Origin of the sequence: Pseudomonas sp. B21-035, assembly GCF_024748945.1 — a bacterium.
Lineage (GTDB): Bacteria > Pseudomonadota > Gammaproteobacteria > Pseudomonadales > Pseudomonadaceae > Aquipseudomonas.
In genome coordinates, this window is the sequence record NZ_CP087179.1 from 3,062,978 (window position 1) to 3,087,453 (window position 24,476).

Consider the following 24,476-nt stretch of genomic DNA (forward strand, 5'->3'; position numbering starts at 1 on the left):
GGCAAGCCCGCTCCTATAATCCTGTAGGAGCGGGCTTGCCCCGCGATGCTGGAAAATCCGTTAGCCTGCTTCCTTTTCTCTTCGCACCCGGCGATCATGGGCCCTCTCCCACCGCCCGCCAGCGAACGAGCTCATGTCCGCGCAAGCACCCGCCCCCGTCGATACCGGGTCGATCACCCGGCAAATCCTTTCGATTGTCTTTTATACCTTTATCGCCTTCCTCTGCATCGGTTTGCCGATCGCGGTGCTGCCCAGCTATGTGCATGACCAGTTAGGCTTCAGTGCGGTGATCGCCGGTATCACCATCGGCCTGCAATACCTGGCCACCCTGCTCAGCCGGCCGCTGGCCGGACGCGCGGCAGACAGCCTGGGTACCAAGCGGGCAATCATTTACGGCTTGATCGGTATTGCCGCCAGCGGTGTGCTGACCTTTGCTTCAGCGCTGACAGTCGATGTGCCGTTGCTGAGCCTGCTGGCGCTGCTGGGCGGGCGCGTGCTGCTGGGCATCGCCCAGGGTCTGATCGGCGTCGGCACCTTGAGCTGGGGCATCGGTGCGGTGGGCGCCGAGCACACCGCGCGGGTGATTTCCTGGAACGGCATTGCCTCCTACGGGGCCATCGCCATCGGTGCGCCGCTGGGCGTGGCACTGGTCGACCGAGTCAATTTCGCCACCCTGGGCCTGGCCTTGAGCGTCCTGGCAGTGCTGGCCCTGCTGGTAATCCGCAACAAACCGTCGACGCCGGTGGTACGTGGTGAGCGCCTGCCGTTCTGGGCCGCATTCGGCCGGGTTGCGCCGTGCGGGGTCAGCCTGACTCTGGCGTCGATCGGCTACGGCACCCTGACCACTTTCGTCACCCTGTTCTACCTCGAGCAGGGCTGGAGCGGCGCAGCCTGGTGCCTCAGCGCATTCGGCGTGTGTTTCATCCTCTCACGGCTATTGTTCGTCAACGCAGTCAACCGCTTTGGCGGCTATCCCGTGGCGATGGCCTGCATGGCCACCGAAGCCCTGGGCCTGGCCTTATTGTGGCTGGCACCCAGCCCGGTGCTGGCATTGATTGGCGCAGGCTTTGCCGGTTTCGGCCTGTCGCTGGTGTATCCGGCGTTGGGTGTCGAGGCGATCAAACAGGTGCCCAGTTCCAGCCGCGGTGCAGGCCTGGGCGCCTATGCGGTGTTCTTCGACCTGGCCCTGGCGATTGCCGGGCCATTGATGGGTGCGGTGGCCCTGCACCTGGGCTATGCCTGGATTTTTTGCCTGGCTGCTTTGCTTTCGCTGCTTGGCGTCGGCCTCACCCTCCTGCTGTCACGGCGCGCCGGCAACTACTGATCGGCCATGTGCAGGCCGGCCTGATGGCGGTCAGCCAGGGTGTGGTTGAAAAACCGCGCAGCCTCAGCCTGCAACGTCAGGTGAATATCCTCACGGTCGACGCCGTCCGGGTCGTTGCACAAGGCGGCCATTTTCTGGCGCTGCTCGTCGTCGCACGGCGCCATGAACACGAAGTGCCCGGCACCGGCCAACAGCTTGTAGTTGGGCGTGACCGGCAGCTTGCGCGCCAGGGCCTGGGCATTCTTGTCGATGGCCAGCAACTGGTCCTTGTCGCCGCTGTAGATCAACGCCGGGACCTTGACCTCGGCCAACGCGTGACGGCCGAACATCAGGCTCAGCGGCGCCATCAACATCAGCGCCTTGACCCGCGGATCGGGCGCGGCACGCAGGTCGGCGCGGTCGGCGATCAGCACGCCCTTGGTTTTGCAGGCATCGGCATCCAGCGGCCGCTCCTGGCAGTAGCGCTGCAAACGCTCCAGGTCCGGTTGCGCCCCGGACAGGATCAAGGCGGTCTCACCGCCAGCCGAATAGCCGATCACGCCCACCTGCGGGCCATTGATGTACGGGGCCAGAAAGCTATCGCCGAGGCTGGCGGTGATCGCTGCGCTGATCTGCAACGGCCGCCCGTAAAGGTTGCTCAAGGTGCCCAGGCGGCTGTGGTCGCGGGCATTATCGCCCGGGTGGGTGACGGCAACGACGATAAAGCCGCGCCGCGCCAGGGCGGTGGCCAGATCGTGCAAGGCCAGCGGCGTGCCGGTATTGCCGTGGGACAGCATCAACAGCGGATAACGGCCGATAACCATCGGCGCACCTTCCCAAGCCTGGACCCGGTAGCCGTCGATGCGGCTGCTGCGCTCAACTGCACTGGAAGGATAGAACGCCAGGGCCTGCACCGGCTGCGCATCGAGCGGGTCGGCGAAACTGAGGCGATGCACGCCGACACTCCAGTGCGCAGCCGGCTCGGCCTGCACCATCAGCGGGCTGCCCAACAGGACTAACAGGAGTAATGCGCCAAGACGCCGCATCGTTTTGCACCCTAAGCAACGCTATCGATCAATGCTGATAGTGCGCAGCATAGAACGGGCCAGCCCGGCGCAGATGAAACCTCAATGAAAAAACCGACTGCAGGCGCTGCCGGCAGTCGGTTTGATTACTGGCCCAGAGATCAGGCGGCGACGAACAGGTCGGTGCTGATCTGCACTTGCGCGGCGTTCAGGGCCTTGGCCCGGTGCTCATCGCCATAGGCCAGGCCGTGGGCACGGACGATTTCCAGGTCGGTGATGCCGATGAAACCAAGGAACACCTTGAGGAACTCTTCATGGCCGACCGCGGTAGGCTGGCCGGCGTGCAGGCCGCCTGCGGTCGATACCAGGATCACCTTCTTGTTGCCGCACAGGCCTTCAGGGCCGGCTTCGGTGTAGCGGAAGGTCTTGCCGGCCACTGCGACCCGGTCAATCCAGGCCTTGAGCTGGGTCGGCACGGTGAAGTTGTACATCGGCGCGGCCAGTACCACGGCGTCGGCGTCGAGAAACTCCTGCAGGGTTTCGGCGCTGAGTTTGGCTTCATGCTGCTGGGCGGCGTCGCGCAGTTCTTCCGGGGTGCCGGCGGCGACCAGGGTTGCGGCCGAGAAGTGGCTGATGGCGTCGCCGGCCAGGTCACGGTAAGTCACTTGCAGCGACGGCTCGGCGGCTTTCCAGGCTTCAACCACGCTGCGGCTCAGCTGACGGGAGGCGGAATTATCGCCCAGGATGCTCGAATCGATATGCAACAGTTTCATGGGACTCTCCTGAATGAAGACCGCGAGTGGGCGATCACGATGGGGAGAATCCTACTTGGGTGGCGAATAGCTGATAAGTCAGCAAAAATGCGTTAGTTTGTCCTACTGGCAGGACAATGGTGACGCACATGCAAGACCTCAATGATCTGTTCTATTTCGCCCGGGTGGTCGAAGCTGGTGGTTTTGCCGCCGCTGGCCGTGTGCTCGGGATTCCCAAATCACGCCTGTCGCGACGTATCGCCGAACTCGAAGAGCGCCTGGGCACGCGCCTGCTGCAACGCACCACACGCCAGTTGAAGCTGACGGCCGTGGGTGAACGTTATTTGCGCCACTGCCAGGCCATGCTGCTGGAGGCGGAAATGGCCGACGAAGCGGTGGCGAGCATGACCAGCGAACCGCGCGGGCGCTTGCGGGTGTCGTGCCCGGTGGGCCTGGCCCATGAATTTTTACCGAACGTGATCAGCCGCTTCCTGCAGCAATACCCGCAGGTGCAACTGGACATGATCCTCCTCAACCGTCGCGTCGACCTGATCACCGAAGGTGTCGACGTTGCCCTGCGAGTGCGCGACCTGGGCGATGAAGACCCGGCGCTGGTCACCCGGCGCCTGCGTCAGGCGCAGATGCTGCTGGTGGCCGCCCCGCAGTTTGCCGCCGCGCAGGCGCTCGACCACCCGCAAGACCTGGCCAGCCTGCCGGTACTCGGTGCGGTGGATGCCGACCGCCTGGTGCATCTGCGCCTGCTCGATGGCCAGGGCCACAAGCACGAACTGGCCCTGGAGGCACGCCTGGCGATCGACGACTTTGTCGTGCGCAAAGCCGCCGCTGTCGCCGGCCTTGGCTTTACCACGCTGCCGATCATGCACTGCGAAGAAGAACTCGAACGTGGCGAGCTGGTGCGCCTGCTGCCAGACTGGTCGCTGCCCGGCGGTTATCTGCAGGCGGTCTACCCCCATCGGCGCGGGCTGCTGCCGGCGGTGCGGGTATGGATCGATCACCTGGTCGCGGAATTTGCCCAATGCGGGGAGCGTTATGTCTGACAAGAAAATCAGCGAAGAGCAGGTCGCAGCGTTCTGCCTGAGCCTGCCGGGTGCGCGCGAAGACTACAAATGGGGCGGTATCCGGGTGTTCTCGGTGGCCGGCAACAAGATGTTTGCCGTGCTTGACCTGGGCGGCGCCGGGTTGTCGTTCAAGGTCGATAGCGAGCTGTTTCTCGGCTACGTCGACCGCCCCGGCGTGCGCCCGGCGCCCTACCTTGCGCGGGCGCACTGGGTCAGCATGGCACCGCCCTACCCCATGGGCCGCGCCGAGCTGACCGAACTGCTGCAACGCTCCCATCAACTGGTGGTCCGGCGCCTGCCCAAGCGCCTGCAGCCAGGCTTGCTTATCTGAGGATTGGCGCCAGGGCAGCGCCAAGCCAGCGGCCGCCGAGCAGCAGGTGGTCGATCCAGAACAACTGATGCACGCCGACAATGGCCCAGAAACTGAGCTGAAACGACAGTTTGCGGGTCTTGTGCCGAAAGCGTTGCTGGGCCAGCAAGGCGCCCGGCCAGCCGCCGCACAGCTCACTGGCGTGGAGGACTTTCTCTGGCGTGCGCCAGGCCTGATTGCGGGCCTGCTGCTTGTCGCGCCAATACAGCACGAAACTCACCAGGCTGGCCAACGGGTAGGCCACGGCCGGTAGCCAGGATTGCCCGCTCAAAAGCATCTGCAAAGCGCCGCCCACCGGCAGCAGGCACAAGCCGACAAAGGCCAGCAATTTGCTGCGGGGGTTTTGCAGGGCGCCGCTGGTTTGGGCTGCGCGGCGTGGCTGGCTTGGGCTACGGCTCATCTCAACCGTGCGCCGTGGTCCAGTCAACCCAGCCGAACAACCAGGTGCCGAGGATGATCAAACCGAACACGATACGGTACCAGGCAAAGGCCGCGTAACTGTGGTTGGCGATGAACTTGAGCAGGCCGCGTACCGCGATCATGGCGAAGATGAACGAGACCACAAAGCCGATGGCAAATACCGGGAAGTCGTCTGGCTGGAACAGATCGCGGTACTTGTAGCCCGAATACACCGCCGCACCGACCATGGTCGGCATGGCCAGGAAGAACGAGAACTCGGTGGCTGCTTTGCGCGACAGGCCGAACAGCAGGCCGCCAATGATGGTCGAGCCGGAGCGCGAAGTACCCGGGATCATCGCCAGGCACTGAGCGCAACCAATCTTCAGGGCGTCGGACCAGCGCATGTCGTCGACCTGGTCAACGCGGATCACATGCTCGCGGCGCTCGGCCCAGAGCATGATCACGCCACCAACCACCAGGGCGGCGGCCACGGTGATGGGGTTGAACAGGTACTCATGGATCAGGTCGGCAAACAGCACCCCCAGCACCACCGCCGGCATGAAGGCGATCAGCAGATTGACCGTAAAGCGCTGGGCCTCACGCTGACGCGGCAGCCCCACCACCACCTCGAAGATCTTGCGGCGAAATTCCCAGACCACCGCCAGGATCGCGCCCAGCTGGATGATGATGTTGAAGGCCATGGCCCGCTCACCACCGAAATTGATCAGGTCGGCCACGACAATCTGGTGGCCGGTACTGGAGATCGGCAAGAACTCCGTCAAGCCTTCGACAATACCTAGAATGACAGCCTGCAGGCCGGTCCAAAGATCCATGCTTCCCCCGTGGGGCAATGCCTGTGGCATGCCCCTTTATAGTCTTTTAGTTGCCAATGGCTGTTCAGCGCCTGGCCGTTTTACAGCGACAGTTGGTCGCAAAGCCAGCAGAAAAGTTCACGCGGCCTTCAGGTTTATCCCGTCGAGGCCGAAATCCTATCAGACCTCTCGGATAAACGCTGCTGGGACGACGCAACAGACCTCAACGAATCAAGCACTTAGTCCTTGGTCGAGTAGGTGGCGGGAGGCAAAGCATGCTTGGATGTGGGCAACAATAAAAAAGAACTCGAGGTAAGCATTCCATGAAGACTCTTCGCAGTATGTCGATCAGCCGGCGTTTGTGGCTGATCCTGGTAGTGGCAGTGGTGATGCTGGTAACCCTCGGTTTGCTGATGCTGCGCCAGATTCATGGCGACCTGTACCAGGCCAAGGCGGAAAAAACCCGCCATGTGGTAGAAACCGCCGCTGGCGTGCTGGCGTATTACCAAGGGCTGGAAGCAGCCGGCACATTGAGCCGCGACGCGGCCCAGCAACAGGCCCTGAGCGCGGTGCGCGGCCTGCGTTACGATCAGAATGACTATTTCTGGATCAACGACCTGGGGCCGAAGATGATCATGCATCCGACCAACCCCAAGCTCGACGGCCAGGACCTTTCGGCAATCCGCGACCCGGACGGCTTTGCCCTGTTCAACGAAATGGCCGCCCTGGCCAAGGCCAAGGGCGCCGGCAGCATCGACTACCGCTGGCCCAAGCCCGGCGCCAGCGAGCCGGTGAAAAAGACCTCCTACGTGCAGCTGTTCAAGCCCTGGGGCTGGGTGATCGGTTCGGGCGTTTACATCGATGACATGCAGGACGAGTTTTTGCGCCAGTTGCGCGATGCCTCGATCCTCGGCCTGGGCATCGCCCTGGTCATGACCCTGCTGGTGGTGCTGATTGCCCGCAGTATCGCCCGGCCGCTGCAGGAAGCGGTCGATGCCATGGCCACCATTGCCAGTGGCGAGAGCGACCTGACCCGGCGCCTGGATACCCACGGCAACGATGAAGTCACCCAGCTGGGCATCCACTTCAACAGCTTTACCGGCAAGTTGCAGGGCGTGATCAGCCAGTTGCAGGGCGCGGTGCATGCCCTGGCGCAATCGGCCAGCGATGTGGGCAACAACGCCGGCCAGGCCCAGCAGCGCAGCGAACAGCAATCCCAGCAAATGGAGCAGGTGGCCACGGCCATCAACGAAGTGACCTACGCCGTGCAGGATGTGGCGAAGAATGCCGAACAGGCGTCCAGCGAAATGCATGACGCCCAGTTGCGCGCCGAACAGGGGCAACACAGCATCCACGGCAGCCTGCAGCGCATCGACCAACTATCGACGACCATCGATGAAGCGGTGCAGGTGATCCGCGCCCTGGCCGGTCAGAGCACGCGCATCGGCAGCGTACTGGAAGTGATCCGCTCGATTGCCGAACAGACCAACCTGCTGGCCTTGAACGCCGCCATCGAAGCGGCGCGGGCCGGTGAACAGGGCCGCGGTTTTGCCGTGGTGGCCGACGAAGTGCGCCTGCTGGCCCAGCGCACCCAACAGTCCACCGCCGAAATCCAGAGCATGATCGAACACCTGCAAGGCCAGTCCGAGGCGGCCGTGAAAGCCATCGACGCCAGCAGCGAAGCCTCGCGCCAGACCGTCGAACAAGCCAGCGAAGCCGGAGTCAGCCTGGACGCCATCAGCCAGGCGCTGCACAACCTGACCGCGCTCAATGCCTCGATTGCCAGCGCTACCCTGCAGCAGTCCCATGTGGTCGAGGAGATCAACCGTAACGTTACCGAGACGGCCGACCTGTCGCGTCAGACGGCAACGGCCGCACAGCAGTCGAGCAGTGCCGGCGTGGCCTTGAACCGCCTGAGCGAGCAACTGGATCGAACCCTCAGTCAGTTCCGGGTCTGACGGTTGGGCCCCGGGGAGCGTACCTGCGGCTACTTCGCCAGCGCACTAGTGGCGCTTGGCGTGCCACAAGGTACAATCCCCGCCCTACCCTCGAATCCTCCAAGGAACGCCGATGTCCGGCCTCGAACTGTTCGCCGCCGTGCTCGGCGTTATCGCCGTGTGGCTCACGACCAAACAGAACCCCTGGTGCTGGCCGATCGGCCTGGTGATGGTGTTGCTGTACACCTGGGTTTTCTATGACGTGAAGCTGTATTCGGACATGCTCCTGCAACTGGTGTATGCCGTGCTGCAACTTTATGGCTGGTGGCAATGGACGCGGCCGGGCAGCACGCGCGAAGCTCGCCAGGTCAGCCTGTTGCCGGCGCATTCGGTTGCCTTTGGCCTGGGCATTGGCTTGCTCGGCAGCCTCGGCCTGGGCGCGGCCATGGCCACCTGGACAGACGCCGCCCACCCCTGGCTGGACGCCGCGCTGACCGGTTTCAGCCTGGTGGCGCAATGGTGGATGGCGCAAAAGCGCCTGCAGTGCTGGCCGCTGTGGGTGGTGCTTGATGTTATTTTCGTCGGCCTGTTCCTGTCCAAGGCCATGTACCTGACCGCCGCGCTCTATGCCCTGTTCACCTTGATCGCGGTACAGGGCTGGCGCGACTGGCGACGCGATCCGGCGTTGACCTACGCATGAAGGTAGTGGTACTCACCGGCCCTGAATCCAGCGGTAAAAGCTGGCTCAGCTCCGAAATCCAGGCGCACTTCGGTGGCGAACGGGTGGGCGAGTACGTGCGCCACTTCATTGACGAGCAGGCGCGTGACACCTGCTATGCCGACATCCCGGCCATTGCCCGCGGGCAGTTGGCCTGGGAAGACGCCGCACGTGCGCGGCAACCGGCGCTGCTGATCCTCGACACCCACCTGCTGAGCAACATGCTCTGGAGCCGCACGCTGTTCGGCGATTGCCCGGCGTGGCTGGAACAGGCGCTGCTGGCCCGTCACTACGACCTGCACTTGCTGCTCAGCCCCGAGGCCGTTGCCTGGCACGACGATGGCCAGCGTTGCCAGCCGCTGCTGGCCGAACGTATGGCGTTTTTCAATGCCACGGGCGAGTGGCTGGCGCAGCACCAGCAAGCGTTCCAGGTCGTGCAAGGCGACTGGGCGCAGCGCCGGCGCGCAGCCTTTGCCGCAGTTGCGCAGTTGCTCAAGACCTGAGCAGCTGCGCGCTGCACAGTGTCCATTCCTGAAACACTCTCACCTGCGCAAAGCCGCGAGCTAAAGCGGCCAGCCCGTGCCCGGAGAAAAGTGTTAAGCCGCTGAAACAATCCCCGGGCATGCCTGTTGCCGGGCCGTGGCGCCCGCAGTATCAGGTGCTGAACAGCGCCGGTGTCTCAGCGGCGTTACAACATTTTTTTGACCCTGGCCAAGCATAAAACCAAGCCATTGTTTTCGCTTGATAAATAAAAACCGGCACACCTTCTGCTCTCTTCTTCGCAACGCTGAACAGGGCCAGCGCACCATAAGAAGGAATTGCCATCGTGGGAAAGATTGATAAAGGCATCTACCGCCTCCTGCTGCTTGCCTGTGCAGTGAGTTCAAGCCTGAGCTTGAGCCTGCCGGCCCAGGCCGAAAACGGCATCGTCGTCATCACCCGCGATGTGCAGCCGCGCAACGCCATGCGCCCACCGCTGGCGCCCGACCCTTATCCGACCACGGTCAACACCAACCCGTCGGCGCAGATCCTCAAGCAAACCAACGAGCTGAGCGACGGCGATTTTGCCTCGATCACCAGCGGCTCGGGAATCGGCGCCATGGTCACCCAGCAGACCAATAACCTGGGCAGCAACATCAATAACCAGACGCAACTGCCGAACCTGGCCGGTGGACGTTCCGGCAACTCCGGCAACGGCATCTCCAACATGGTCAATTCCAGCGTGCAGAAAGGCCTCGCGCCCCTGCAGATCCTCACCGGAGGCAAGTGAGATGAAGCACTCGTTGCTGATTCTGGCCATGTTCTGCAGTGTACCGGCCTTCGCCCAGCCCCCCGTCGTCAATAACGCCAACATCGACAATTCCGGTGCCCAGTACCAGGGCAACCTCACGGTCAACCAGGCTGCCGGCGATCAGCAGCAACAGGCCAACGCCCGGGCCATCGCGGTGGGCCATGGCGCCAGCGCCAGCACCCAGATCCGCCAGCGCCTGCGCACAACGGTAGACCCAAGCATCGATGCCCAGTCGAACATCCAGGGCAACTCTTTCAGCCACGGCAGCGGCGCCCTGGGCGTCAACCAGAGTGCCGGGGCCAGCAACCAGCAAGCCAACGCCATGCGGATCAGCATCAGTTCCGGTCCGCAAAGTATCGACGACAGCGTCCTCATGCAACAGAACGTGGCGCTGCTCAACAACTCCGACTCAGCTGACTCCGCACCCGGCTTTCGCCAGGTCACTACCAGTGACCAGGCCTTCACCGGTAGCCGTGGGGTGATTCAGCTGAATCAGAGTGCCGGGGTGGGAAACCGAACGGCCAACACCCTGAGCATCCGGGTCGCGGACTGACCCAAATAGTTAGGAACAACACTTAACCTAAAATAAAGTACGGAGAATCACCATGAAACCTTCGATGGCACTCAAGCCTCTGGTTTTCGCAATTGCTGCGGTCATGGCTGTTGCTGTACAAGCTGGGCAGAACGAACCACGTGGCCATGGCCATAACGGTCATCACAACAATGGCCACCACACCCCTCCTCCTCCCACCAAAATCTCGATCAACGCGACCGCCAACGCGTGGGACAAGCAAAGCAGCACCAACAACCGCATCCGCAACGAAGGCACTGTGAACGAAGCCGAAATGAGCAGCTCGGCCACCGGCACCAGCGGTAACGTCGGCGTCAACGTGGCTGCCGGTGCCGGCAACCAGCAAGACAACGCCGCCGCCATCGCCAACGCCGCCACCGACAACTCGGAAATCGACAACACCTTCGTGTTCGGCAACGCAACGGCGACCGCCAAGGTCTCGCAATACAGCAACAACAACCGGGTCGACAACTACGGCAGCACCAACTCGGCGGTCATGGGCGGTTCGGGCAACAACGGCAGCGGCAACATGGGCATCAACATTGCCGGTGGCGACCTGAACCAACAGAAAAACACCATGGCAATTGCCAATACCAACGCTGCACTGGGTAACGCAACCGCCACCGCCTCCGCCGAGCAAAGCGGCCCTGGCCTGACCGTCAACAACAACGCTGACCGTACCTATCGTGTCGATACCCTGACGGTGACGAAAACCGCCAGTGGCAGCGCTTCCTACGACAAGTCCATGGAAGCCAGCGGCAGCAAGAGCAACTCTTCGAGCTTCGAGCTCGCCGGCGCCAACAGCTTCAATGCCAGCGGCTCGCACAACTCCGAAGCTAGCGGTTCTAAAAACCATGAAGCCAGCGGCTCGAGCAGTGCTTCTCTGACCGCTTCGCTGGATGCATCGGTTGAAGCCAGCAGAAACTCGTCCTATGACTATGGCCGTCATCACAGCGGCAGCAGCTCGCAGTCGGCCGATGCTTCGCTGACTGCCTCGCTGGATGTTGATATCGACAAGTCGTGGAACAAAGAGTCCAGCTCTTCGTACGATAAGTCCAAGAGCTCTTCGTTCGAAAAAGCCTTCGATTCTTCGTTCGAAAAATCGGGCAGCAAATCCTCCGAGTCTGAGTACAACAAAGCGAAAAGCTACAGTGAAAGCAGCTCTTATGATTTGAGCAATACTTTCTCTTATCAAGTGCTGACTCCAACCGGCTGGGCCAACCCTGTAACCAACACTGCAACCCTGAGCGGTTCGGTGAACGGCGGCAGCGGCAACCTGGGCGTCAACGTAGCAGCCGGTGTGGGCAACCAGCAAAGCAACTCGCTGGCCATCTCCAACACCTCGATGTAAATGCTGTGATCTGGAGGCCCCCTTCGGGGGGCCTTTTTCAACACCATCAGGGGGGCGTCGGACATGCGCGTTATCGCCTTGGCATTTTTGCTCTGCCTGAGCAGCATCAGCGAAGCGGCGCAATTGCCGCTTTCGGTATTACCGGGTGGTGCGGTGGTGTTCAAGCCCATCCAGAGCGTGCGTGAACGCAAATTCGCCGACCTGGTGCAACAGAAAACCGATTTCAGCTGTGGCGCCGCGGCATTGGCGACCATCTTGCGCCAGGCCTACTGGCTGGACGTCAGCGAAGAACAGATCATCGAAGGCATGCTCGCCCACTCCGACCATGATGTGGTGCGGGTCCAGGGCTTTTCCATGCTCGACATGAAGCGCTACGTCGAAAGCCTCGGGATGCGCGCCCGCGGTTACCGGGTACAACTGGACGCCTTGCAGAGCGTGCGCATTCCGGTGGTGGTGCTGATGGACGTGCGCGGCTACAAGCACTTCGTGGTCATGCAGAAAGTCCACAACGGCTGGGTGTACATCGGCGACCCGGTGCTCGGCCATAAACGCTACAAGATCGAAGACTTCGTCAAAGGCTGGAACGGCATTCTCTTCGCCGTCATCGGCCGGGGCTACGACAAGGCCAACGCCTTGCTCGACCCACCACTACCGCTCACGGCCAAGAACCGCATCAATACCTTCACCCCGGTGCAAGACGCTGAGTTGATGGATTTCGGCTTCATCCAAAGCGACTTCTTCTAATGACAAGGGAGCATGAGGCTCCGGGAGCATCCCATGAAGACTTCTATCTGGCTCGCCGTGCTTTGCCTGGCCGCCAGCCTGCCAACCCAGGCCCAGACGCTCAAGCCCATTGAACTGAAGGATCAGGAACTGGCCAACCTGCGCGGCCGCTTTGTCATGCCCGGGCGGATCATCAGCTTTGGCATTGTCATGAGCAGCACCTGGCAAAACGCCAATGGCGAAGTGATTGGCGCCAGGTCTTCGATGCAAATCCAGCAAACGACGATCAAGCCGCAGTTCTACGTGTCGATGATCGACGAAAAAGGCAGCGGCGCGGCGCGCTCGCAGAGTGTCGGCAGCGGTAGCGTCACCGGTGGCAGTGGCCTCAACAGCACCGAGGGCGTGACCCAGGTGGTGCGCGCCGCCGGCGACAACAACAGCGCCTACAACAACGTCGATATCAACGTCACCAAGGCCAACCAGGCGCCCGCAGCAGCCACGCAGCCACAGGGCGAGGCCCTGGCCGCAGGTTCCACCCTGGTCGGCGCCAACGGCGCGGGTTCGCTGAGTGTGTCCTCGACCGGCAGCGGCGTGCAATTCAACATCATCGCCAACAACAACCAGGGCAGCACCGTGCAGCGCCTGGCCCAGGGTGGGCTGATGCAGAACACCACCTTGCTCGGCGCTGGCAACAAGGTCAGCAACCTCACCTCCCTGAACGTCGTGCTGCGTGACAACGTGCCGAGCGCCGGGGCGCTGAACGGTAACCTGGACCAGCTCAAAGGCCTTCGCACTCTCGGTTTCTGATCTACGCTCTGTCTCATCACTTGTAGTCAGAAGGGACGGCTAACCCATGCACCGATCGTTAACCTTCAGAGCTATTGTCTGTTTGAGTAGCCTGACCCCGGCCACATTGCTCTACGCAGCAGCCGACCCCCAGGTCGAAGCACTAAAACAAGAACTCATGGAGTTGAAACAACGCTACGAAGCCCAGCAGAACGCGTTGATGGTCCTTGAACAGCGCGTTCGCCAGGTCGAAACAGCACCGGCAGCACCCGCGCCCAGACGCCTGACCAAATCCCCCGCCGAAACCGTCAAGGGCGGCCAGACCGTGGCCACCGGTGCGCCGGGAACCACCGGCAGCTCTTATGGGCAGTCGCTCAAAGACGACTCGGAACCGGCGCAAAGCGTTTCCAACCTGTATGACGAAGCCAGCGGCTTTTTTGGTGGCGGCAGGTTCAGCGTCGAAACCGGCCTGACCTACACCCACTACGACACCCGCGCCCTGGTCCTCAACGGTTTTCTGGCGCTGGACTCGATCTTCCTCGGCAACATCAACCTCGACCGCATCAAGGCCGACAACTGGACCCTGGACCTGACCGCCCGCTACAACCTCGATCAGCGTTGGCAGTTCGATATCAACGTCCCGGTGATCTACCGTGAATCCACCTATTCCTCCGGCGGTGCCGGCGGTGCCGGCCCGGTTACTTCCGATGCGACCGTCAGGCGCGATCCAACCATTGGCGATGTCAACGTCGGCATTGCCTACAAGTTCCTCGATGAGTCGGAAAACTGGCCCGACGCGGTCGCCACCCTGCGGGTCAAGGCCCCCACCGGCAAAGACCCCTACGGCATCAAGCTGGTCAACGACCCGACCAACGACAACCTCTCGGTGCCTGAGAGCTTGCCCACCGGCAACGGCGTCTGGGCGATTACACCGGGTATCTCGCTGGTCAAGACCTTCGACCCGGCGGTGCTGTTCGGCAGCCTGTCGTATACCTACAACATGCAGGACTCGTTCAGCGACATCAGCCCGACCATCAACACCAAGGTCGCAGGTGACGTGAAACTGGGCGACTCCTGGCAGATTGGCGCCGGTATCGCCTTTGCCCTTAACGAGAAGATGAGTATGTCGTTCTCGTTCACTGACCAGTTTGCCAGCAAGAGCAAGATCAAACCCGATGGCGGTGACTGGCAATCGGTGCCCAGCAGCGACTACAACGCGGCCAACTTCAACATCGGCATGACCCTGGCCGCCACCGACAACCTGACCATCGTCCCCAACCTGTCCATTGGCCTGACCGACGACTCGCCGGATTTCTCCTTCAGTCTGAAATTCCCTTACTACTTCTAAGGTTCACAGCCATGAAAAAGCCCGCTTCAGCGGGCTTTTTCATGCGCATTGGTCACGACTCAACGAATCTGATGCTTGTGCAGCAGCCGGTAAAAGGTCGGCCGGGAAACCCCCAGCACCTTGGCTGCGATGCTCAGGTTGTCGCTGTGGCGGTTGAGCACGTCGCACAAGGCCTGGCGCTCGGCCCGGTGCTTGTAGTCTTCAAGGGTGCCCATGCTCGGGGCGAACTCGTGCTGGCCCAGCAAGCCCAGATCCTGTGCCTCGATCTGCCGGCCTTCGGCCAGAACCAGGCCGCGGCGCACGCGGTTGGCCAGCTCACGGACGTTGCCGGGCCAGTCGTGCTTGCCCATGGCCACCAGGGCGTCTTCGCTGAAGGAGCGGGGCCGGCGGCCGGTTTCCAGGCTGTAGAAGTGCGAGAAATGACTGGCCAGCATCGACAGGTCACCATGGCGGTCGCGCAGCGGCGCGGTGACCACCTGCAGGACATTCAGGCGGTAATACAGGTCTTCGCGAAAGCGCCCGCTGTCGATGGCTTTTTCCAGGTCGACGTGGGTCGCTGCCAGTACCCGCACATCGACGGCTATCGGCTGGCTGCCGCCGACCCGCTCGATGTGTTTTTCCTGCAAAAAGCGCAGCAGATTGGCCTGCAGCTCCAGCGGCAGGTCACCAATTTCATCGAGAAACAGCGTGCCACCGTGGGCGGCTTCGATACGGCCGATCTTGCGTTGATGGGCACCGGTGAAGGCGCCTTTCTCGTGGCCGAACAACTCGGACTGGATCAGGTGCTCGGGGATGGCGCCGCAGTTGATCGGCACGAAGGGTTTGTCACGGCGCTGAGACTGGCGATGCAAGGTGCGCGCCACCAGCTCCTTGCCGGTGCCGCTCTCGCCGCGAATCAGCACCGGCGACTCGGTGGGCGCCAGCTTGCTCAGCAGCTTGCGCAGTTCGCGAATCGGCCGGCTGTCACCGAGCAGTTCGTGCTCCGGTTCATCGACATGCACATAGCCCTTGCCGCGCAGGCGCGCCATGCCGAACGCGCGGCCAAGGGTGACCTGTACCCGCGAGACATCAAAGGGCAAGGTATGAAAGTCAAAAAACCATTCGCAGACAAAATCGCCGACATTCTGCGCCCGCAGCTCCTGCGGACTGAGTACGGCGATCCATTCGGTGTTGCTGCGGCTGATCAAATCCTTGACCGCATCCGGGTGCTGCAGGTGCGAGGCCTGCAAACGCAGCAACCCGACGTCGCAGGGATGTTCCAGGGCCGAGTTCAAGGTACAGCTGTGCACATCCCAGCCCACACTGCGCAAGCCAGGCAATAGACGATGGCAGTCATCGCAAGGATCGACGATCAGCAGGCGGCGGTTGGATGCAGGCTCTAGCATGACCTATTCCTTGGCGCCAATAGTTGGAATTTTAAATAGAAACAGTGTGTTGGCAGGCCCGTTTTAACAGTAGCAACGATGCGTCAATCGCCCACTACCGTCTGTCTGCTGGAAGGGAGTATTTGTCGAGCAATTGCGGTCAAAGGCGGCGCCGCAACGAGCTGGATACCGGGTCGGTACCCCTGCGGCAACCTTGAAATTTTGCTGACGCTAGAACGCCTGGATCCTCAGTATTCAGCGTACCAGCTGGCGGCGTTCGGGCAAGCCCGGGTCGAGCTGGCCGGTGGCGGGTTGAGCGGCACTCGGGCAACTGCTGGCCGTCACGCATCGCTGGGTCGACGGGGAATAGAAGCTGCCGGCCGGGCAGCTGTAGGCAAAGCGATACCACTGCCCACTTATTAGCTGACACCTGAAATAGCTCGTGCAATCGCTGGGGTCTGGATGATAACCCGCCCCGACCGCCGCACAGTTAACCTGAACCTCTTCGTTGCTGACGCCTCCGGATGAGCTGCAGCCTGCTAACAAGGTGAATGCTGATGCGACTACCAGACGCCCCAAGGTACGACGTGAACGGTATGACATGATGCACCTCTTTGCTTGGTGGAGAATCGTTTTAATGCCCCATACCAGAGTCAGTTGGCGGGCCTTGTGTTTGTCAGAAACCAACCGCCCGCATTGGTAGTGCGGGAATTACAGCGAAACGTGTTAGCCGAGCCCACTTCATAGACGCGCTCGGCTCCGGGGCATTGACCGTTGGTAAACATGAAGAAGTAACGCCGCATCAGCGATGGGAATGGCTGCGCATAGTGAGCCAGCAGCAGCGCTTCATCGGCCGCCTGCACCGGGCTTCCCCCGCGGCTCTGCATCAGCTGAAAACCGGTAGCATAAGACGTTGAGTGCTCGTCGACGTTGAGCCAGCGTATGTTCGATACCTGTACCGAGTATTGGACACTGCGCTGGTTAGTATCGCGAACCGTGATGGTGGTTGTACCGTTGCCCATACCGGTAACCTTGCCCTGCTGACTTACGGTAGCGATCGCCGGATTGGCAACGGCATAGGTATACGGCGGTTGGCCGCCAGTGGCCTGGCGCTGCGCTGTATTGGCAGGAAAATCCCTGATCTGCTGCCAGTTTTTTGTCACGCGGATCGCCGGCCCGTCCAGCACGAGGGCCCCCGGGGCGATGCTAAGGCCCGTACGCAGGGTCAGGCGAAGCAAGGGGAAGGTAACCGCGTCGGTTTCTTGCTGCGTGCGCGCGAAGCTGACTTTGAATTCCACCCGTAGTTCGGAGTTATCCCGCAGAAGCTGCAGACGGTCGCGCGCGATCGCCCTGCTCAGGCCATTTGCGGCTTCGGCTTCATTCACCTCGGCGGCGCTGCCCAACTCGATGATATCGGCATCACCGTTAAGCTTGGTGCCATGACAACGCAGCCACACGCGTTGCCCTGCGCGGGCGAAATTCCACCGCACTATCGATACCAGGGATTGCCGGTTACTCGATCAAGGTCCAGTGTCGTTCCAATCACATCGGCGACGGCGGGCTGCGCCAGCCCTGCCAGGGGCCGTATGCCCAGACTCAACAGCGGCGACCGCTGTGCCCCGCCGCCCACGCGCTCGACGTCATAGCGGACCTGTACCGTACGCAAGCCGGGCCCTATGTTTGCGCCCACAAGCTCAGGGGCAAGGGTAAATTCGACTTCACCGCGAGGATCTCCCCTGAGCGGTTCACTAACGGTCGATCCCGTGGCCGAGCCGGTCCAGTGCAAGATAATGTTTTCCTGCACGGTCATGTGCGGGTAACCAACCTTGATGTTTACCCCGGATAACGCTTGCAAAGGATCAAGCTGTCCCGCAGCGGCCTGAGAAACGCAGGGCAGCTGTAGTTCCAGGGTCTGGAGCCTGATCCATAACGACAGCAACCGCGAGTGCCGGGTTCGTACACCTGGCTCCACCACCCAGTATTGGAAGAGGATATTCTGGCTGATGGCCGGAATAATGAATTCGACCGGCAGTTCAAAGGTCAGGTCCGTCAAGGCAGTCACCTCGATTTCCCCGAGATAGCTGCCCCCGCCACCTGTGCGAAGGCACTCCAGATAAACCTTTTGCCCAACCTGCATGCCATCGTAGATTGCCACGCGCACGGTAGCGGTTGTCAGACCGACTGGATCAAGCCTGCCCTCCTTGGCTTCGTCTACCCAAGGAGGAGGCAGCACCAGGTCTGTGCGCCCGACTTCCAGATCCAGCTGGTCAGATTCGTGCCAGTCGGTTTCAAAATCAAATACACGATACCGCACCATCAATAGGCCCTTGTTGAGCGGGGCGATATGTTCGGCCAGCACGAGGAAATCGATAGGCTCTCCCACCCTGTCGGCGTCAACGATCCGATCCTCGGTATGCAAATAGTGCTGATTGTTTTCCCGCCGCCCATCCCAGATCATTCGCACCAGCTGGTTGGCGGCCATTTGCGCATACACCGGGATTTGTACCGTCGCACGCTCAAGGGTATCGACGAGGTTGTTGCCAACGGCTTCAAGTACGACCGGCGCCGGCAAAAGTTGCTGGGTTACTACACCTTGGCGCATCCCATCCTCCCGTCATTGGCGCATAAGCGCTGTGGCTGGCCCTATTCAACGCCGCTCCTGACATGGCCGCTACTGACAAAAATGCCAGGTGCCCCGTCATCAACCGATGAGCGGTATTCAACTATTTTTAAAAGAAGTGTGACTTACCCCCGGTCGGGTGCATCAGTACAAGTAACTCACCGCTGCGCAAACAGGCGCGCGGGTTTATTCCATGTTTGGGCCCACAGAGAGACCGAACCCATGAACGCCCCGCTGCGTATCAACGATGCCCTGCTGATTGCCGACCACGCCTTTGAACCTTTCCAGTGTGTTGCCTGGGATGTACCCAACGGTACCGGTGAGTTGAGCCTGGCAGTCATCGACCGGACCAGCACCCGAATTGGCAGCAAGCAAGTCCCTTGCAGCACCTACTCCGACCCTGCGCAACTGGCTAATTTGATTGAAGAAGTTCGCGCCGAGTTGAGCGAGAAAGGTTATGCGTTGCAGCCTTGGTCGATGCCCAAGTAATAGCGGTTAATTGCCAAAGGCGCTGTATTCGCGCACGCCTTTGGCAACTTTGCTATAACTCGCTGGACAAACTGCGACACTTGGCCGCAGTTGTTTTTATTGATACCAGGTTATCCGCCGAGCAGTGCCAGTGTCTCCAGGTGCTGGTAATCGGCATGCAGTTGTTGCGCAAGTAACTGTGCCCTTCCCAGCTTGACCGGCGAACTTTCGATATCCACCAACAGCGATTGGCAAGGCAGCGGCTGCAGCGCCTGCCAAGCCTTGAGCCGGCCATCGGTCACGATCAGGCATCGCTGCAGTTCTGCCGGATAGCGTCGTTGACGCTCCTGCAGCCAACTCCGTGCCTGCTCCAGTGCCGCCAGCAATGGCGTACCGCCCCCCGCCCCCAACGCCTCCAGCCACGGCTGCAAGCTCGCCGAGGCTTTTAGCCCGTGACGTTGCCAGCGCGGCGCATTGCCGCTGGCGGTGAGAAGGGTCAGTCGCGCGCGGTTGCGGTAGGCCTGATCGAAAAACCCCGCCAGCATGCCCTTGGCCCGGCTCAGGGCCTGGTGACGGCGGGTTGACGCCGAAGCATCGACAATCACCAGCCACAGCTCTTGGGCGCTGGCCGTGCGCTGCTGCCAGCGCAGGTCGTTGCGCGTGCGCGGGCGGCCCTTGAGCAAGGTGGCCGGCCACGCCACCGCGCCAGATGCCGCCTGTTTGCTGCGCCCACGCGGGCCTGCGGCAAGTGCTCCGGGCCGGGGTCTGGCATCCGCGCTGCTGCGGCGGCGGATGCTCAGGGCTTTTTTGCCCAGCTCGGCACCTCGCGCCGGGCGCCGCTCGGTGTGGCTTGCGGCGGTAATTCGCCCCATTGGCCCTGGCCTTGCTGCCCGGCCGCAGGCGGCAGCGCGGCACCGTTATCTGGCGCTTGCGGTTGTGGCGCTGGCGCTTCGCGACGCCGATGGCGCAAGGCGAACTCGGCCACGGCGTCGATATCCTCAGCCTCGATTACCTGAGCACCGCGCCAGGCTGCATGGGCGCGGGCGGCGCGCAGCCAGACCAGGTCGGCGCGCAAGCCATCAACGCCCGCAGCAAAACAGCGCTGGGTAATCTGCGCCAGGGCCTGGTCGTCCAGGGCAATCTGCGCCAAGCACTCGCGAGCGCCATGGCAACGCTCGCGCAGGGCCGCCTGGGCTGGCGCCCACTGGGCGCAAAAGGCCTCGGGATCACTGTCGAAATCCAGCCGGCGGCGAATGATCTGGCCACGGGCTTCGGGCAACGGCTGGCCCTCGAGCAGCACATTGAGGCCGAAGCGGTCGAGCAATTGCGGGCGCAACTCGCCTTCCTCCGGGTTCATGGTGCCAATCAACACGAAACGCGCGCTATGGCGGTGGGAAATTCCGTCGCGCTCGACCCGGTTGGTGCCACTGGCAGCCACGTCCAGCAACAGGTCGACCAGATGATCCGCCAGAAGATTGACTTCATCCACATAGAGCACGCCGCCGTCGGCCTTGGCCAGCACCCCCGGGAAAACTGCGCCTTGCCCTGGCCCAGCGCCGCATCCAGGTCGAGGGTGCCGACCAGGCGCTCTTCACTGGCACCCAGCGGCAGGGTCACGAACGGCCCTTCGCCGAGCAAATCAGCCAGGCCCCGGGCCAGGGTGCTCTTAGCCATGCCGCGCGGGCCTTCGATCAGCACGCCGCCGATCTTCGGGTCGATGGCGGTCAGGCACAGCGCCAGTTTCAGCTCGTCGGCGCCGACCACGGCGGCCAGGGGAAAATGTGCAGGTTCGCTCATCTCAATTCTCTTCTTCGCCGTCCAGCAGCTGTTCTTCCAGGGCTTCACGGTAATCACCCGGCTCCTGCCAGAGCCCGCGCTGCTGGGCTTCGAGCAGGCGCTCAGTGATGTCGCGCAAGGCCTCGGGGTTGTGCTGGCGGATAAAGTCGCGGGTCGCATCGTCGAGCACGTAGGCGTCGGCCAGCGACTGGTAATGGTGGTCGTCGATCAGCTGCGTGGTGGCATCGAAAGCGAACAGGTTGTCGACGGTGGCCGCCAGCTCGAAGGCACCTTTATAGCCGTGACGCTTGACCCCGTCGATCCACTTGGGGTTCAGCGCCCGGGCGCGGATCACCCGGTTCAGCTCTTCTTTCAGGGTGCGGATGCGCGGCCGGTCCGGCTGGCTGTGGTCGCCGTGATAACTGGCCACCCTGCTGCCGCCCAGGCTCTCCACGGCGGCGAGCATGCCGCCCTGGAACTGGTAGTAGTCATTGGAATCGAGCAGGTCGTGCTCGTGGTTGTCCTGATTTTGCACCACCGCCTGCACCTGGCTCAGGCGCCGGGCAAAATCGGCGCGCGCCGGCGTGCCGTCATCGGCGGTGCCGTAGGCATAGCCACCGTGATTCAAGTAGACCTCGGCGAGGTCCTGGCGGTCATTCCACAACCGTCCGTCAATAGCATTCTGCACGCCTGCGCCATAGGCGCCCGGTTTGGCCCCGAACACCCGCCAGCCGGCCTGGCGAGCGGCCTGTTCGGCGTCCAGGCCCTGGGCCAGAAGTTCTGCGCGCTCGCTACGGACCTTGGCCGCCAGCGGATTGAGCTCATCCGGCTCATCCAGCGCCGCCACCGCTTGCACCGCCACATCGAACAGCTTGATCAGGTTGCCAAAAGCATCGCGGAAGAACCCCGAGACGCGCAAGGTGACATCCACCCGTGGCCGGTCGAGCAGGCTCAAGGGCAGGATTTCGAAGTCGTCGACGCGCTGGCTGCCGCTGGCCCACACCGGCCGCACGCCAAGCAGGGCCATGGCCTGGGCGATATCGTCGCCGCCGGTGCGCATGGTCGCCGTGCCCCACACCGACAGGCCGAGCTGGCGCAGGTGATCGCCATGGTCTTGCAAATGGCGTTCGAGGATCAGGTTGGCCGAGGCAAAACCGATGCGCCAGGCGGTGGTGGTCGGCAGGTTGCGCACATCGACGGTATAGAAGTTGCGCCCGGTCGGCAGTACGTCCAGGCGCCCGCGGCTTGGCGCGCCACTGGGGCCGGCAGGCACGAAGCGACCGTCGAGGGCAGCCAGCAAGCCGTGCATTTCTGCCGGGCCGCAGCTGTCCAGTTGCGGCGCGACCTGCTGCGCCAGCGCGTCGAGAATCGCCTGTACCTGTGCCCATTCAGGGCCGCCGACCAGCTGCACGCTGCCATCGAGGGTCTGCTCGATCAGTTGGCTGGCGTACAGCTCAAGGCGCTCGCGGGTATCGCCGGCGGTGCGCCAGGCTTCGTCCAATGTCGCCAAGAGTGCGGGCCGAGGGCCTTGCCAGGGCTGGCCGAGGTCGCAATCGAGCGGGTCGAAGCCCAGGTTCAGCGCCTTGGCCAGGGCCCGCAACAAACTGCCGTTGGCCCCGCGCCCATCACCGCGTTCCACCCGCAATAGCGCCAGCAAGGTGTCGATACGCAGGCGCCCGGCCGGCGACTCGCCGAACACGTGCAGGCCATCGCGGATCTGCGATTCCTTGAGGTCGCACAGGTAGGTGTCCAGGCGTGGCAGCCAGATCGCGGCATCGTCCAGGGCGCCTTCGATCTGCAGTTCGCGATCGATATGGTTGTCGCGCACCAGCGCCAGGATGTCGCGCTGCAGCTCGCGGGCCCGGCGCGGATCGAGCAACTGCGCCTCGTAGTACTCGTCGGCGAGCAGCTCCAGGTGGCGCAACGGCCCGTAGGTTTCGGCGCGGGTCAGCGGCGGCATCAGGTGGTCGATGATCACCGCCTGGGTGCGGCGCTTGGCCTGGGCGCCCTCGCCCGGGTCGTTGACGATAAACGGATAAATGTTCGGCAGCGGCCCGAGCAAGGCGTCCGGCCAGCAGCTATCGGACAGCCCGACACCCTTGCCCGGCAGCCATTCCAGGTTGCCATGCTTGCCGACATGGATCAGCGCATCGGCGGCAAAGCCATGGCGCAGCCAGAAGTAGAACGCCAGGTAGCCATGCGGCGGCACCAGGTCCGGGTCGTGATAGACCGCGCTCTGGTCCAGCTGGTAACCCCGTGCCGGCTGGATGCCGACAAAAGTCAGGCCGTAGCGCAGGCCGGCGATCATCATCCGCCCGCTGCGCCACATCGGGTCCTGGCTCGGTTCGCCCCAGCGCTCGCGCACAGCGAGCTGATTGGCCTCGGGCAAGGTAGCAAAGGCCGCCAGGTAGTCCTCCAGGGCCATGCTCTGCATGCACGGGCGCAGGTCGAGGCTGTCCAGGTCGTTGCTGACGCCACCGAGCAAAGCCTGGATCAGCGCCGTGCCGCTGTCGGGCAAGGGCGCCAGCGGATAGCCCTGGGCCTGCAGGGTGCGCAGGATGTTCAGCGCCGCTGCCGGCGTATCGAGGCCCACGCCATTGCCGATGCGACCATCGCGGGTCGGGTAGTTGGCGAGGATCAGCGCCACGCGCTTCTGCCCGTTGGGTATTTGCGCCAGCGCACACCAGCGCCGCGCCAGCTCGGCGACAAAGTCCATGCGTTCGGGCTGGGCGCGGTAGCAGACCACATCGGACTGGCTGCGCTCGCTGCGCCAGGCCAGGTCCTTGAAGCTGACCGGGCGGGTGATGATGCGCCCGTCCAGCTCCGGCAAGGCGATGTGCATGGCCAGGTCACGGGCACCCAGGCCCTGCTCGCTGGCCTGCCAGGCCGGTTCGTTGTCCTGGGCGCAGATCGCTTGTAACACCGGGATGTCGCGGCGAAACGGGCGCAGGTGCGGCTGCTCGGGGCTGGACTGGGCAAAGCCTGTGGTGTTGATGATCAGCGCAGCGTCGACCTGGTCCAGCCAGTCTTCGACCTGCTGCAGGCACGCAGCCTCCTTGAGGCTGGCCACGGCAATCGGCAAGGGGTTGAGCCCGGCCAGCTGCAAACGCTCGCAAAAGGTGTCGATAAAGGCCGTGTTGGCCGCCTGCAGGTGCGAGCGGTAGAACAGAATCGGCACCACCGGTTGCTCGACCTGCCATTCGCCGAACCAGTCCTGCAGCACCGCAGCGGCCTTGCGCGGGTGGTACACCGCGGTGCGCGGCAATTGCTGCGGCGCGCTCCACGGATAGTCGCGCTGCAGGTACTGGCTGGCCAGGCAGTTGAACAGGTTCAGGGCATTGGCCTTGCCGCCCTGGCGCAAAAAGTGCCAGAGCCGTTCGGCCTGCTCGGCCGCCACCGTGCTCAGGCGGGTCAGCTCCGGGTCAGGGCGGTCGTCGCCGGGCACCAGGATCAGCTGCACGCCGCGGGCGGCCAGTTCCAGCAGTTGCTCCACGCCATAGCGCCAGTAACCGACGCCGCCATGCAGCGACACCAGGATGACCTTGGCATGGCGCAGCACCTGGTCGACATACAGGTCGACCGAGGCATGATTCTGTACCTGCATGGGGTTGGCCAGACGCAGGCTGGGGAAATCCTCGGGCAGCTGCTGGGCGGTTTCGGCCAGCAGCGCCAGGTGCGAGTCACCGCTGCAGAGGATTACCAGCTCGGCCGGGGTCTGGCCGAGGTCGGCAATGCTGTCGTCCGGTACAAAACCACCGGGCTGGGTCCGCAGCAGGTGCATGG

At 62.8% G+C, this 24,476-nt stretch carries 24 protein-coding genes and 2 pseudogenes; 14 read left to right on the forward strand and 12 right to left on the reverse strand.

Annotation, left to right across the window (positions count from 1 at the left end):
- Positions 1 to 133 precede the first annotated feature (133 nt).
- Positions 134 to 1,324, forward strand: a complete 1,191-nt coding sequence (locus LOY22_RS14055; protein WP_093382364.1) for an MFS transporter — start codon at positions 134 to 136, stop codon at positions 1,322 to 1,324.
- Here LOY22_RS14055 and LOY22_RS14060 read toward each other — a convergent pair.
- Together LOY22_RS14060 and LOY22_RS14065 are read right to left on the reverse strand one after the other, a co-directional pair.
- A complete protein-coding gene (locus tag LOY22_RS14060; protein WP_093382359.1) occupies positions 1,318 to 2,349 on the reverse strand; it encodes a dienelactone hydrolase in 1,032 nt (343 codons plus the stop codon). The two genes, LOY22_RS14055 and LOY22_RS14060, sit on opposite strands and share 7 nt — an antisense overlap.
- Before the next feature lie 140 nt (positions 2,350 to 2,489).
- A complete protein-coding gene (locus LOY22_RS14065) occupies positions 2,490 to 3,101 on the reverse strand; it encodes an FMN-dependent NADH-azoreductase (protein ID WP_093382354.1) in 612 nt (203 codons plus the stop codon).
- A gap of 128 nt (positions 3,102 to 3,229) precedes the next feature.
- Here LOY22_RS14065 and LOY22_RS14070 point away from each other — a divergent pair, with 128 nt between their 5' ends.
- Positions 3,230 to 4,138 carry a LysR substrate-binding domain-containing protein gene (locus tag LOY22_RS14070; protein ID WP_093382349.1) on the forward strand — a complete coding sequence of 303 codons (909 nt, stop codon included), beginning with the start codon at positions 3,230 to 3,232 and terminating at the stop codon, positions 4,136 to 4,138.
- Positions 4,131 to 4,490, forward strand: coding sequence for an MmcQ/YjbR family DNA-binding protein (locus LOY22_RS14075; RefSeq protein WP_093382345.1), 360 nt, complete (start codon positions 4,131 to 4,133; stop codon positions 4,488 to 4,490). Before LOY22_RS14070 ends, LOY22_RS14075 begins: the two co-directional genes overlap by 8 nt.
- On the opposite strand, the gene LOY22_RS14080 is transcribed toward LOY22_RS14075, so the two are convergent.
- Complete coding sequence (locus LOY22_RS14080) at positions 4,483 to 4,929, reverse strand: DUF1294 domain-containing protein (RefSeq protein ID WP_093382340.1); 447 nt, start codon at positions 4,927 to 4,929, stop codon at positions 4,483 to 4,485. The two genes, LOY22_RS14075 and LOY22_RS14080, sit on opposite strands and share 8 nt — an antisense overlap.
- 1 nt (position 4,930) lies before the next feature.
- Positions 4,931 to 5,761: an undecaprenyl-diphosphate phosphatase gene (locus tag LOY22_RS14085; protein ID WP_093382336.1), complete on the reverse strand. Its 831-nt coding sequence runs from the start codon at positions 5,759 to 5,761 to the stop codon at positions 4,931 to 4,933.
- A gap of 392 nt (positions 5,762 to 6,153) precedes the next feature.
- Here LOY22_RS14085 and LOY22_RS27055 point away from each other — a divergent pair.
- The 4 genes and pseudogenes from LOY22_RS27055 to LOY22_RS14100 all read left to right on the forward strand — a co-directional run.
- A pseudogene (locus LOY22_RS27055) lies at positions 6,154 to 6,840 on the forward strand (cache domain-containing protein); the annotation flags it as partial.
- A gap of 123 nt (positions 6,841 to 6,963) precedes the next feature.
- Positions 6,964 to 7,698: a methyl-accepting chemotaxis protein gene (locus LOY22_RS27060; RefSeq protein ID WP_371128679.1), complete on the forward strand. Its 735-nt coding sequence runs from the start codon at positions 6,964 to 6,966 to the stop codon at positions 7,696 to 7,698.
- A gap of 112 nt (positions 7,699 to 7,810) precedes the next feature.
- A complete protein-coding gene (pnuC, locus tag LOY22_RS14095; protein ID WP_045198353.1) occupies positions 7,811 to 8,377 on the forward strand; it encodes a nicotinamide riboside transporter PnuC in 567 nt (188 codons plus the stop codon).
- The gene (locus tag LOY22_RS14100; RefSeq protein WP_093382326.1) at positions 8,374 to 8,898 is read left to right on the forward strand and encodes an AAA family ATPase; all 525 of its coding nucleotides are present in this window, start codon (positions 8,374 to 8,376) and stop codon (positions 8,896 to 8,898) included. The genes pnuC and LOY22_RS14100 overlap by 4 nt, the downstream gene beginning before the upstream one ends.
- Positions 8,899 to 9,049: 151 nt before the next feature.
- Here LOY22_RS14100 and LOY22_RS14105 read toward each other — a convergent pair whose 3' ends face one another.
- Positions 9,050 to 9,244 carry a hypothetical protein gene (locus tag LOY22_RS14105; protein ID WP_143013277.1) on the reverse strand — a complete coding sequence of 65 codons (195 nt, stop codon included), beginning with the start codon at positions 9,242 to 9,244 and terminating at the stop codon, positions 9,050 to 9,052.
- Here LOY22_RS14105 and LOY22_RS14110 point away from each other — a divergent pair.
- The 6 genes from LOY22_RS14110 to LOY22_RS14135 all read left to right on the forward strand — a co-directional run bounded on the left by LOY22_RS14110 (position 9,222) and on the right by LOY22_RS14135 (position 14,465).
- On the forward strand, positions 9,222 to 9,665 hold the full coding sequence (locus LOY22_RS14110) for a hypothetical protein (RefSeq protein WP_093382321.1): 444 nt from the start codon (positions 9,222 to 9,224) through the stop codon (positions 9,663 to 9,665). The two genes, LOY22_RS14105 and LOY22_RS14110, sit on opposite strands and share 23 nt — an antisense overlap.
- A gap of 1 nt (position 9,666) precedes the next feature.
- Positions 9,667 to 10,239: a hypothetical protein gene (locus LOY22_RS14115; protein ID WP_045198343.1), complete on the forward strand. Its 573-nt coding sequence runs from the start codon at positions 9,667 to 9,669 to the stop codon at positions 10,237 to 10,239.
- Positions 10,240 to 10,291: 52 nt separating this feature from the next.
- Complete coding sequence (locus LOY22_RS14120) at positions 10,292 to 11,608, forward strand: heme utilization protein (protein WP_093382316.1); 1,317 nt, start codon at positions 10,292 to 10,294, stop codon at positions 11,606 to 11,608.
- 63 nt (positions 11,609 to 11,671) lie between these two features.
- Positions 11,672 to 12,352 (forward strand): C39 family peptidase, encoded by a 681-nt coding sequence (locus LOY22_RS14125; protein ID WP_045198341.1) that lies wholly within the window; start codon positions 11,672 to 11,674, stop codon positions 12,350 to 12,352.
- A 33-nt stretch (positions 12,353 to 12,385) separates the two neighbouring features.
- Positions 12,386 to 13,138, forward strand: coding sequence for a hypothetical protein (locus tag LOY22_RS14130; protein ID WP_045198340.1), 753 nt, complete (start codon positions 12,386 to 12,388; stop codon positions 13,136 to 13,138).
- 46 nt (positions 13,139 to 13,184) lie between these two features.
- Positions 13,185 to 14,465 carry a hypothetical protein gene (locus tag LOY22_RS14135; protein WP_045198339.1) on the forward strand — a complete coding sequence of 427 codons (1,281 nt, stop codon included), beginning with the start codon at positions 13,185 to 13,187 and terminating at the stop codon, positions 14,463 to 14,465.
- A gap of 59 nt (positions 14,466 to 14,524) precedes the next feature.
- Here LOY22_RS14135 and LOY22_RS14140 read toward each other — a convergent pair whose 3' ends face one another.
- The 4 genes from LOY22_RS14140 to LOY22_RS14150 all read right to left on the reverse strand — a co-directional run bounded on the left by LOY22_RS14140 (position 14,525) and on the right by LOY22_RS14150 (position 18,431).
- Complete coding sequence (locus LOY22_RS14140) at positions 14,525 to 15,850, reverse strand: sigma-54 dependent transcriptional regulator (RefSeq protein ID WP_045198338.1); 1,326 nt, start codon at positions 15,848 to 15,850, stop codon at positions 14,525 to 14,527.
- Positions 15,851 to 16,084: 234 nt separating this feature from the next.
- On the reverse strand, positions 16,085 to 16,432 hold the full coding sequence (locus LOY22_RS27065) for a chitin binding peritrophin-A domain-containing protein (protein WP_093382312.1): 348 nt from the start codon (positions 16,430 to 16,432) through the stop codon (positions 16,085 to 16,087).
- A 50-nt stretch (positions 16,433 to 16,482) separates the two neighbouring features.
- A complete protein-coding gene (locus LOY22_RS14145; protein WP_258593615.1) occupies positions 16,483 to 17,286 on the reverse strand; it encodes an Ig-like domain-containing protein in 804 nt (267 codons plus the stop codon).
- A 32-nt stretch (positions 17,287 to 17,318) separates the two neighbouring features.
- Positions 17,319 to 18,431 (reverse strand): hypothetical protein, encoded by a 1,113-nt coding sequence (locus tag LOY22_RS14150; RefSeq protein WP_258593617.1) that lies wholly within the window; start codon positions 18,429 to 18,431, stop codon positions 17,319 to 17,321.
- A gap of 240 nt (positions 18,432 to 18,671) precedes the next feature.
- On the opposite strand from LOY22_RS14150, the gene LOY22_RS14155 reads away from it, so the two are divergent.
- Complete coding sequence (locus tag LOY22_RS14155; protein WP_093382303.1) at positions 18,672 to 18,938, forward strand: hypothetical protein; 267 nt, start codon at positions 18,672 to 18,674, stop codon at positions 18,936 to 18,938.
- A gap of 110 nt (positions 18,939 to 19,048) precedes the next feature.
- Here the strand turns inward: LOY22_RS14155 and LOY22_RS14160 are convergent, their stop codons facing one another.
- The 3 genes and pseudogenes from LOY22_RS14160 to cobN form a co-directional block, all read right to left on the reverse strand.
- Positions 19,049 to 19,789, reverse strand: a complete 741-nt coding sequence (locus LOY22_RS14160) for a VWA domain-containing protein (RefSeq protein ID WP_258593619.1) — start codon at positions 19,787 to 19,789, stop codon at positions 19,049 to 19,051.
- Positions 19,714 to 20,714: pseudogene (locus LOY22_RS14165) on the reverse strand (ATP-binding protein). The gene LOY22_RS14160 and the pseudogene LOY22_RS14165 overlap by 76 nt, the downstream one beginning before the upstream one ends.
- Before the next feature lies 1 nt (position 20,715).
- Positions 20,716 to 24,474: a cobaltochelatase subunit CobN gene (gene cobN, locus LOY22_RS14170; RefSeq protein WP_258593621.1), complete on the reverse strand. Its 3,759-nt coding sequence runs from the start codon at positions 24,472 to 24,474 to the stop codon at positions 20,716 to 20,718.
- Positions 24,475 to 24,476 lie beyond the last annotated feature (2 nt).

Coding starts and splice junctions, on each gene's coding strand:
- LOY22_RS14125 (WP_045198341.1), top strand. CDS start 11,672: ATGCGCGTTATCGCCTTGGCATTTTTGCTCTGCCTGAGCAGCATCAGC.
- LOY22_RS14155 (WP_093382303.1), top strand. CDS start 18,672: ATGAACGCCCCGCTGCGTATCAACGATGCCCTGCTGATTGCCGACCAC.
- LOY22_RS14115 (WP_045198343.1), top strand. CDS start 9,667: ATGAAGCACTCGTTGCTGATTCTGGCCATGTTCTGCAGTGTACCGGCC.
- LOY22_RS14140 (WP_045198338.1), bottom strand. CDS start 15,850: ATGCTAGAGCCTGCATCCAACCGCCGCCTGCTGATCGTCGATCCTTGC.
- LOY22_RS14160 (WP_258593619.1), bottom strand. CDS start 19,789: ATGGGGCGAATTACCGCCGCAAGCCACACCGAGCGGCGCCCGGCGCGA.
- pnuC (WP_045198353.1), top strand. CDS start 7,811: ATGTCCGGCCTCGAACTGTTCGCCGCCGTGCTCGGCGTTATCGCCGTG.
- LOY22_RS14075 (WP_093382345.1), top strand. CDS start 4,131: ATGTCTGACAAGAAAATCAGCGAAGAGCAGGTCGCAGCGTTCTGCCTG.
- LOY22_RS14120 (WP_093382316.1), top strand. CDS start 10,292: ATGAAACCTTCGATGGCACTCAAGCCTCTGGTTTTCGCAATTGCTGCG.
- LOY22_RS27065 (WP_093382312.1), bottom strand. CDS start 16,432: ATGTCATACCGTTCACGTCGTACCTTGGGGCGTCTGGTAGTCGCATCA.
- LOY22_RS27060 (WP_371128679.1), top strand. CDS start 6,964: ATGGAGCAGGTGGCCACGGCCATCAACGAAGTGACCTACGCCGTGCAG.
- LOY22_RS14100 (WP_093382326.1), top strand. CDS start 8,374: ATGAAGGTAGTGGTACTCACCGGCCCTGAATCCAGCGGTAAAAGCTGG.
- LOY22_RS14065 (WP_093382354.1), bottom strand. CDS start 3,101: ATGAAACTGTTGCATATCGATTCGAGCATCCTGGGCGATAATTCCGCC.
- LOY22_RS14080 (WP_093382340.1), bottom strand. CDS start 4,929: ATGAGCCGTAGCCCAAGCCAGCCACGCCGCGCAGCCCAAACCAGCGGC.
- LOY22_RS14060 (WP_093382359.1), bottom strand. CDS start 2,349: ATGCGGCGTCTTGGCGCATTACTCCTGTTAGTCCTGTTGGGCAGCCCG.
- LOY22_RS14070 (WP_093382349.1), top strand. CDS start 3,230: ATGCAAGACCTCAATGATCTGTTCTATTTCGCCCGGGTGGTCGAAGCT.
- LOY22_RS14130 (WP_045198340.1), top strand. CDS start 12,386: ATGAAGACTTCTATCTGGCTCGCCGTGCTTTGCCTGGCCGCCAGCCTG.
- LOY22_RS14135 (WP_045198339.1), top strand. CDS start 13,185: ATGCACCGATCGTTAACCTTCAGAGCTATTGTCTGTTTGAGTAGCCTG.
- LOY22_RS14150 (WP_258593617.1), bottom strand. CDS start 18,431: ATGCGCCAAGGTGTAGTAACCCAGCAACTTTTGCCGGCGCCGGTCGTA.
- LOY22_RS14055 (WP_093382364.1), top strand. CDS start 134: ATGTCCGCGCAAGCACCCGCCCCCGTCGATACCGGGTCGATCACCCGG.
- cobN (WP_258593621.1), bottom strand. CDS start 24,474: ATGCACCTGCTGCGGACCCAGCCCGGTGGTTTTGTACCGGACGACAGC.
- LOY22_RS14085 (WP_093382336.1), bottom strand. CDS start 5,761: ATGGATCTTTGGACCGGCCTGCAGGCTGTCATTCTAGGTATTGTCGAA.
- LOY22_RS14105 (WP_143013277.1), bottom strand. CDS start 9,244: ATGCCTTTATCAATCTTTCCCACGATGGCAATTCCTTCTTATGGTGCG.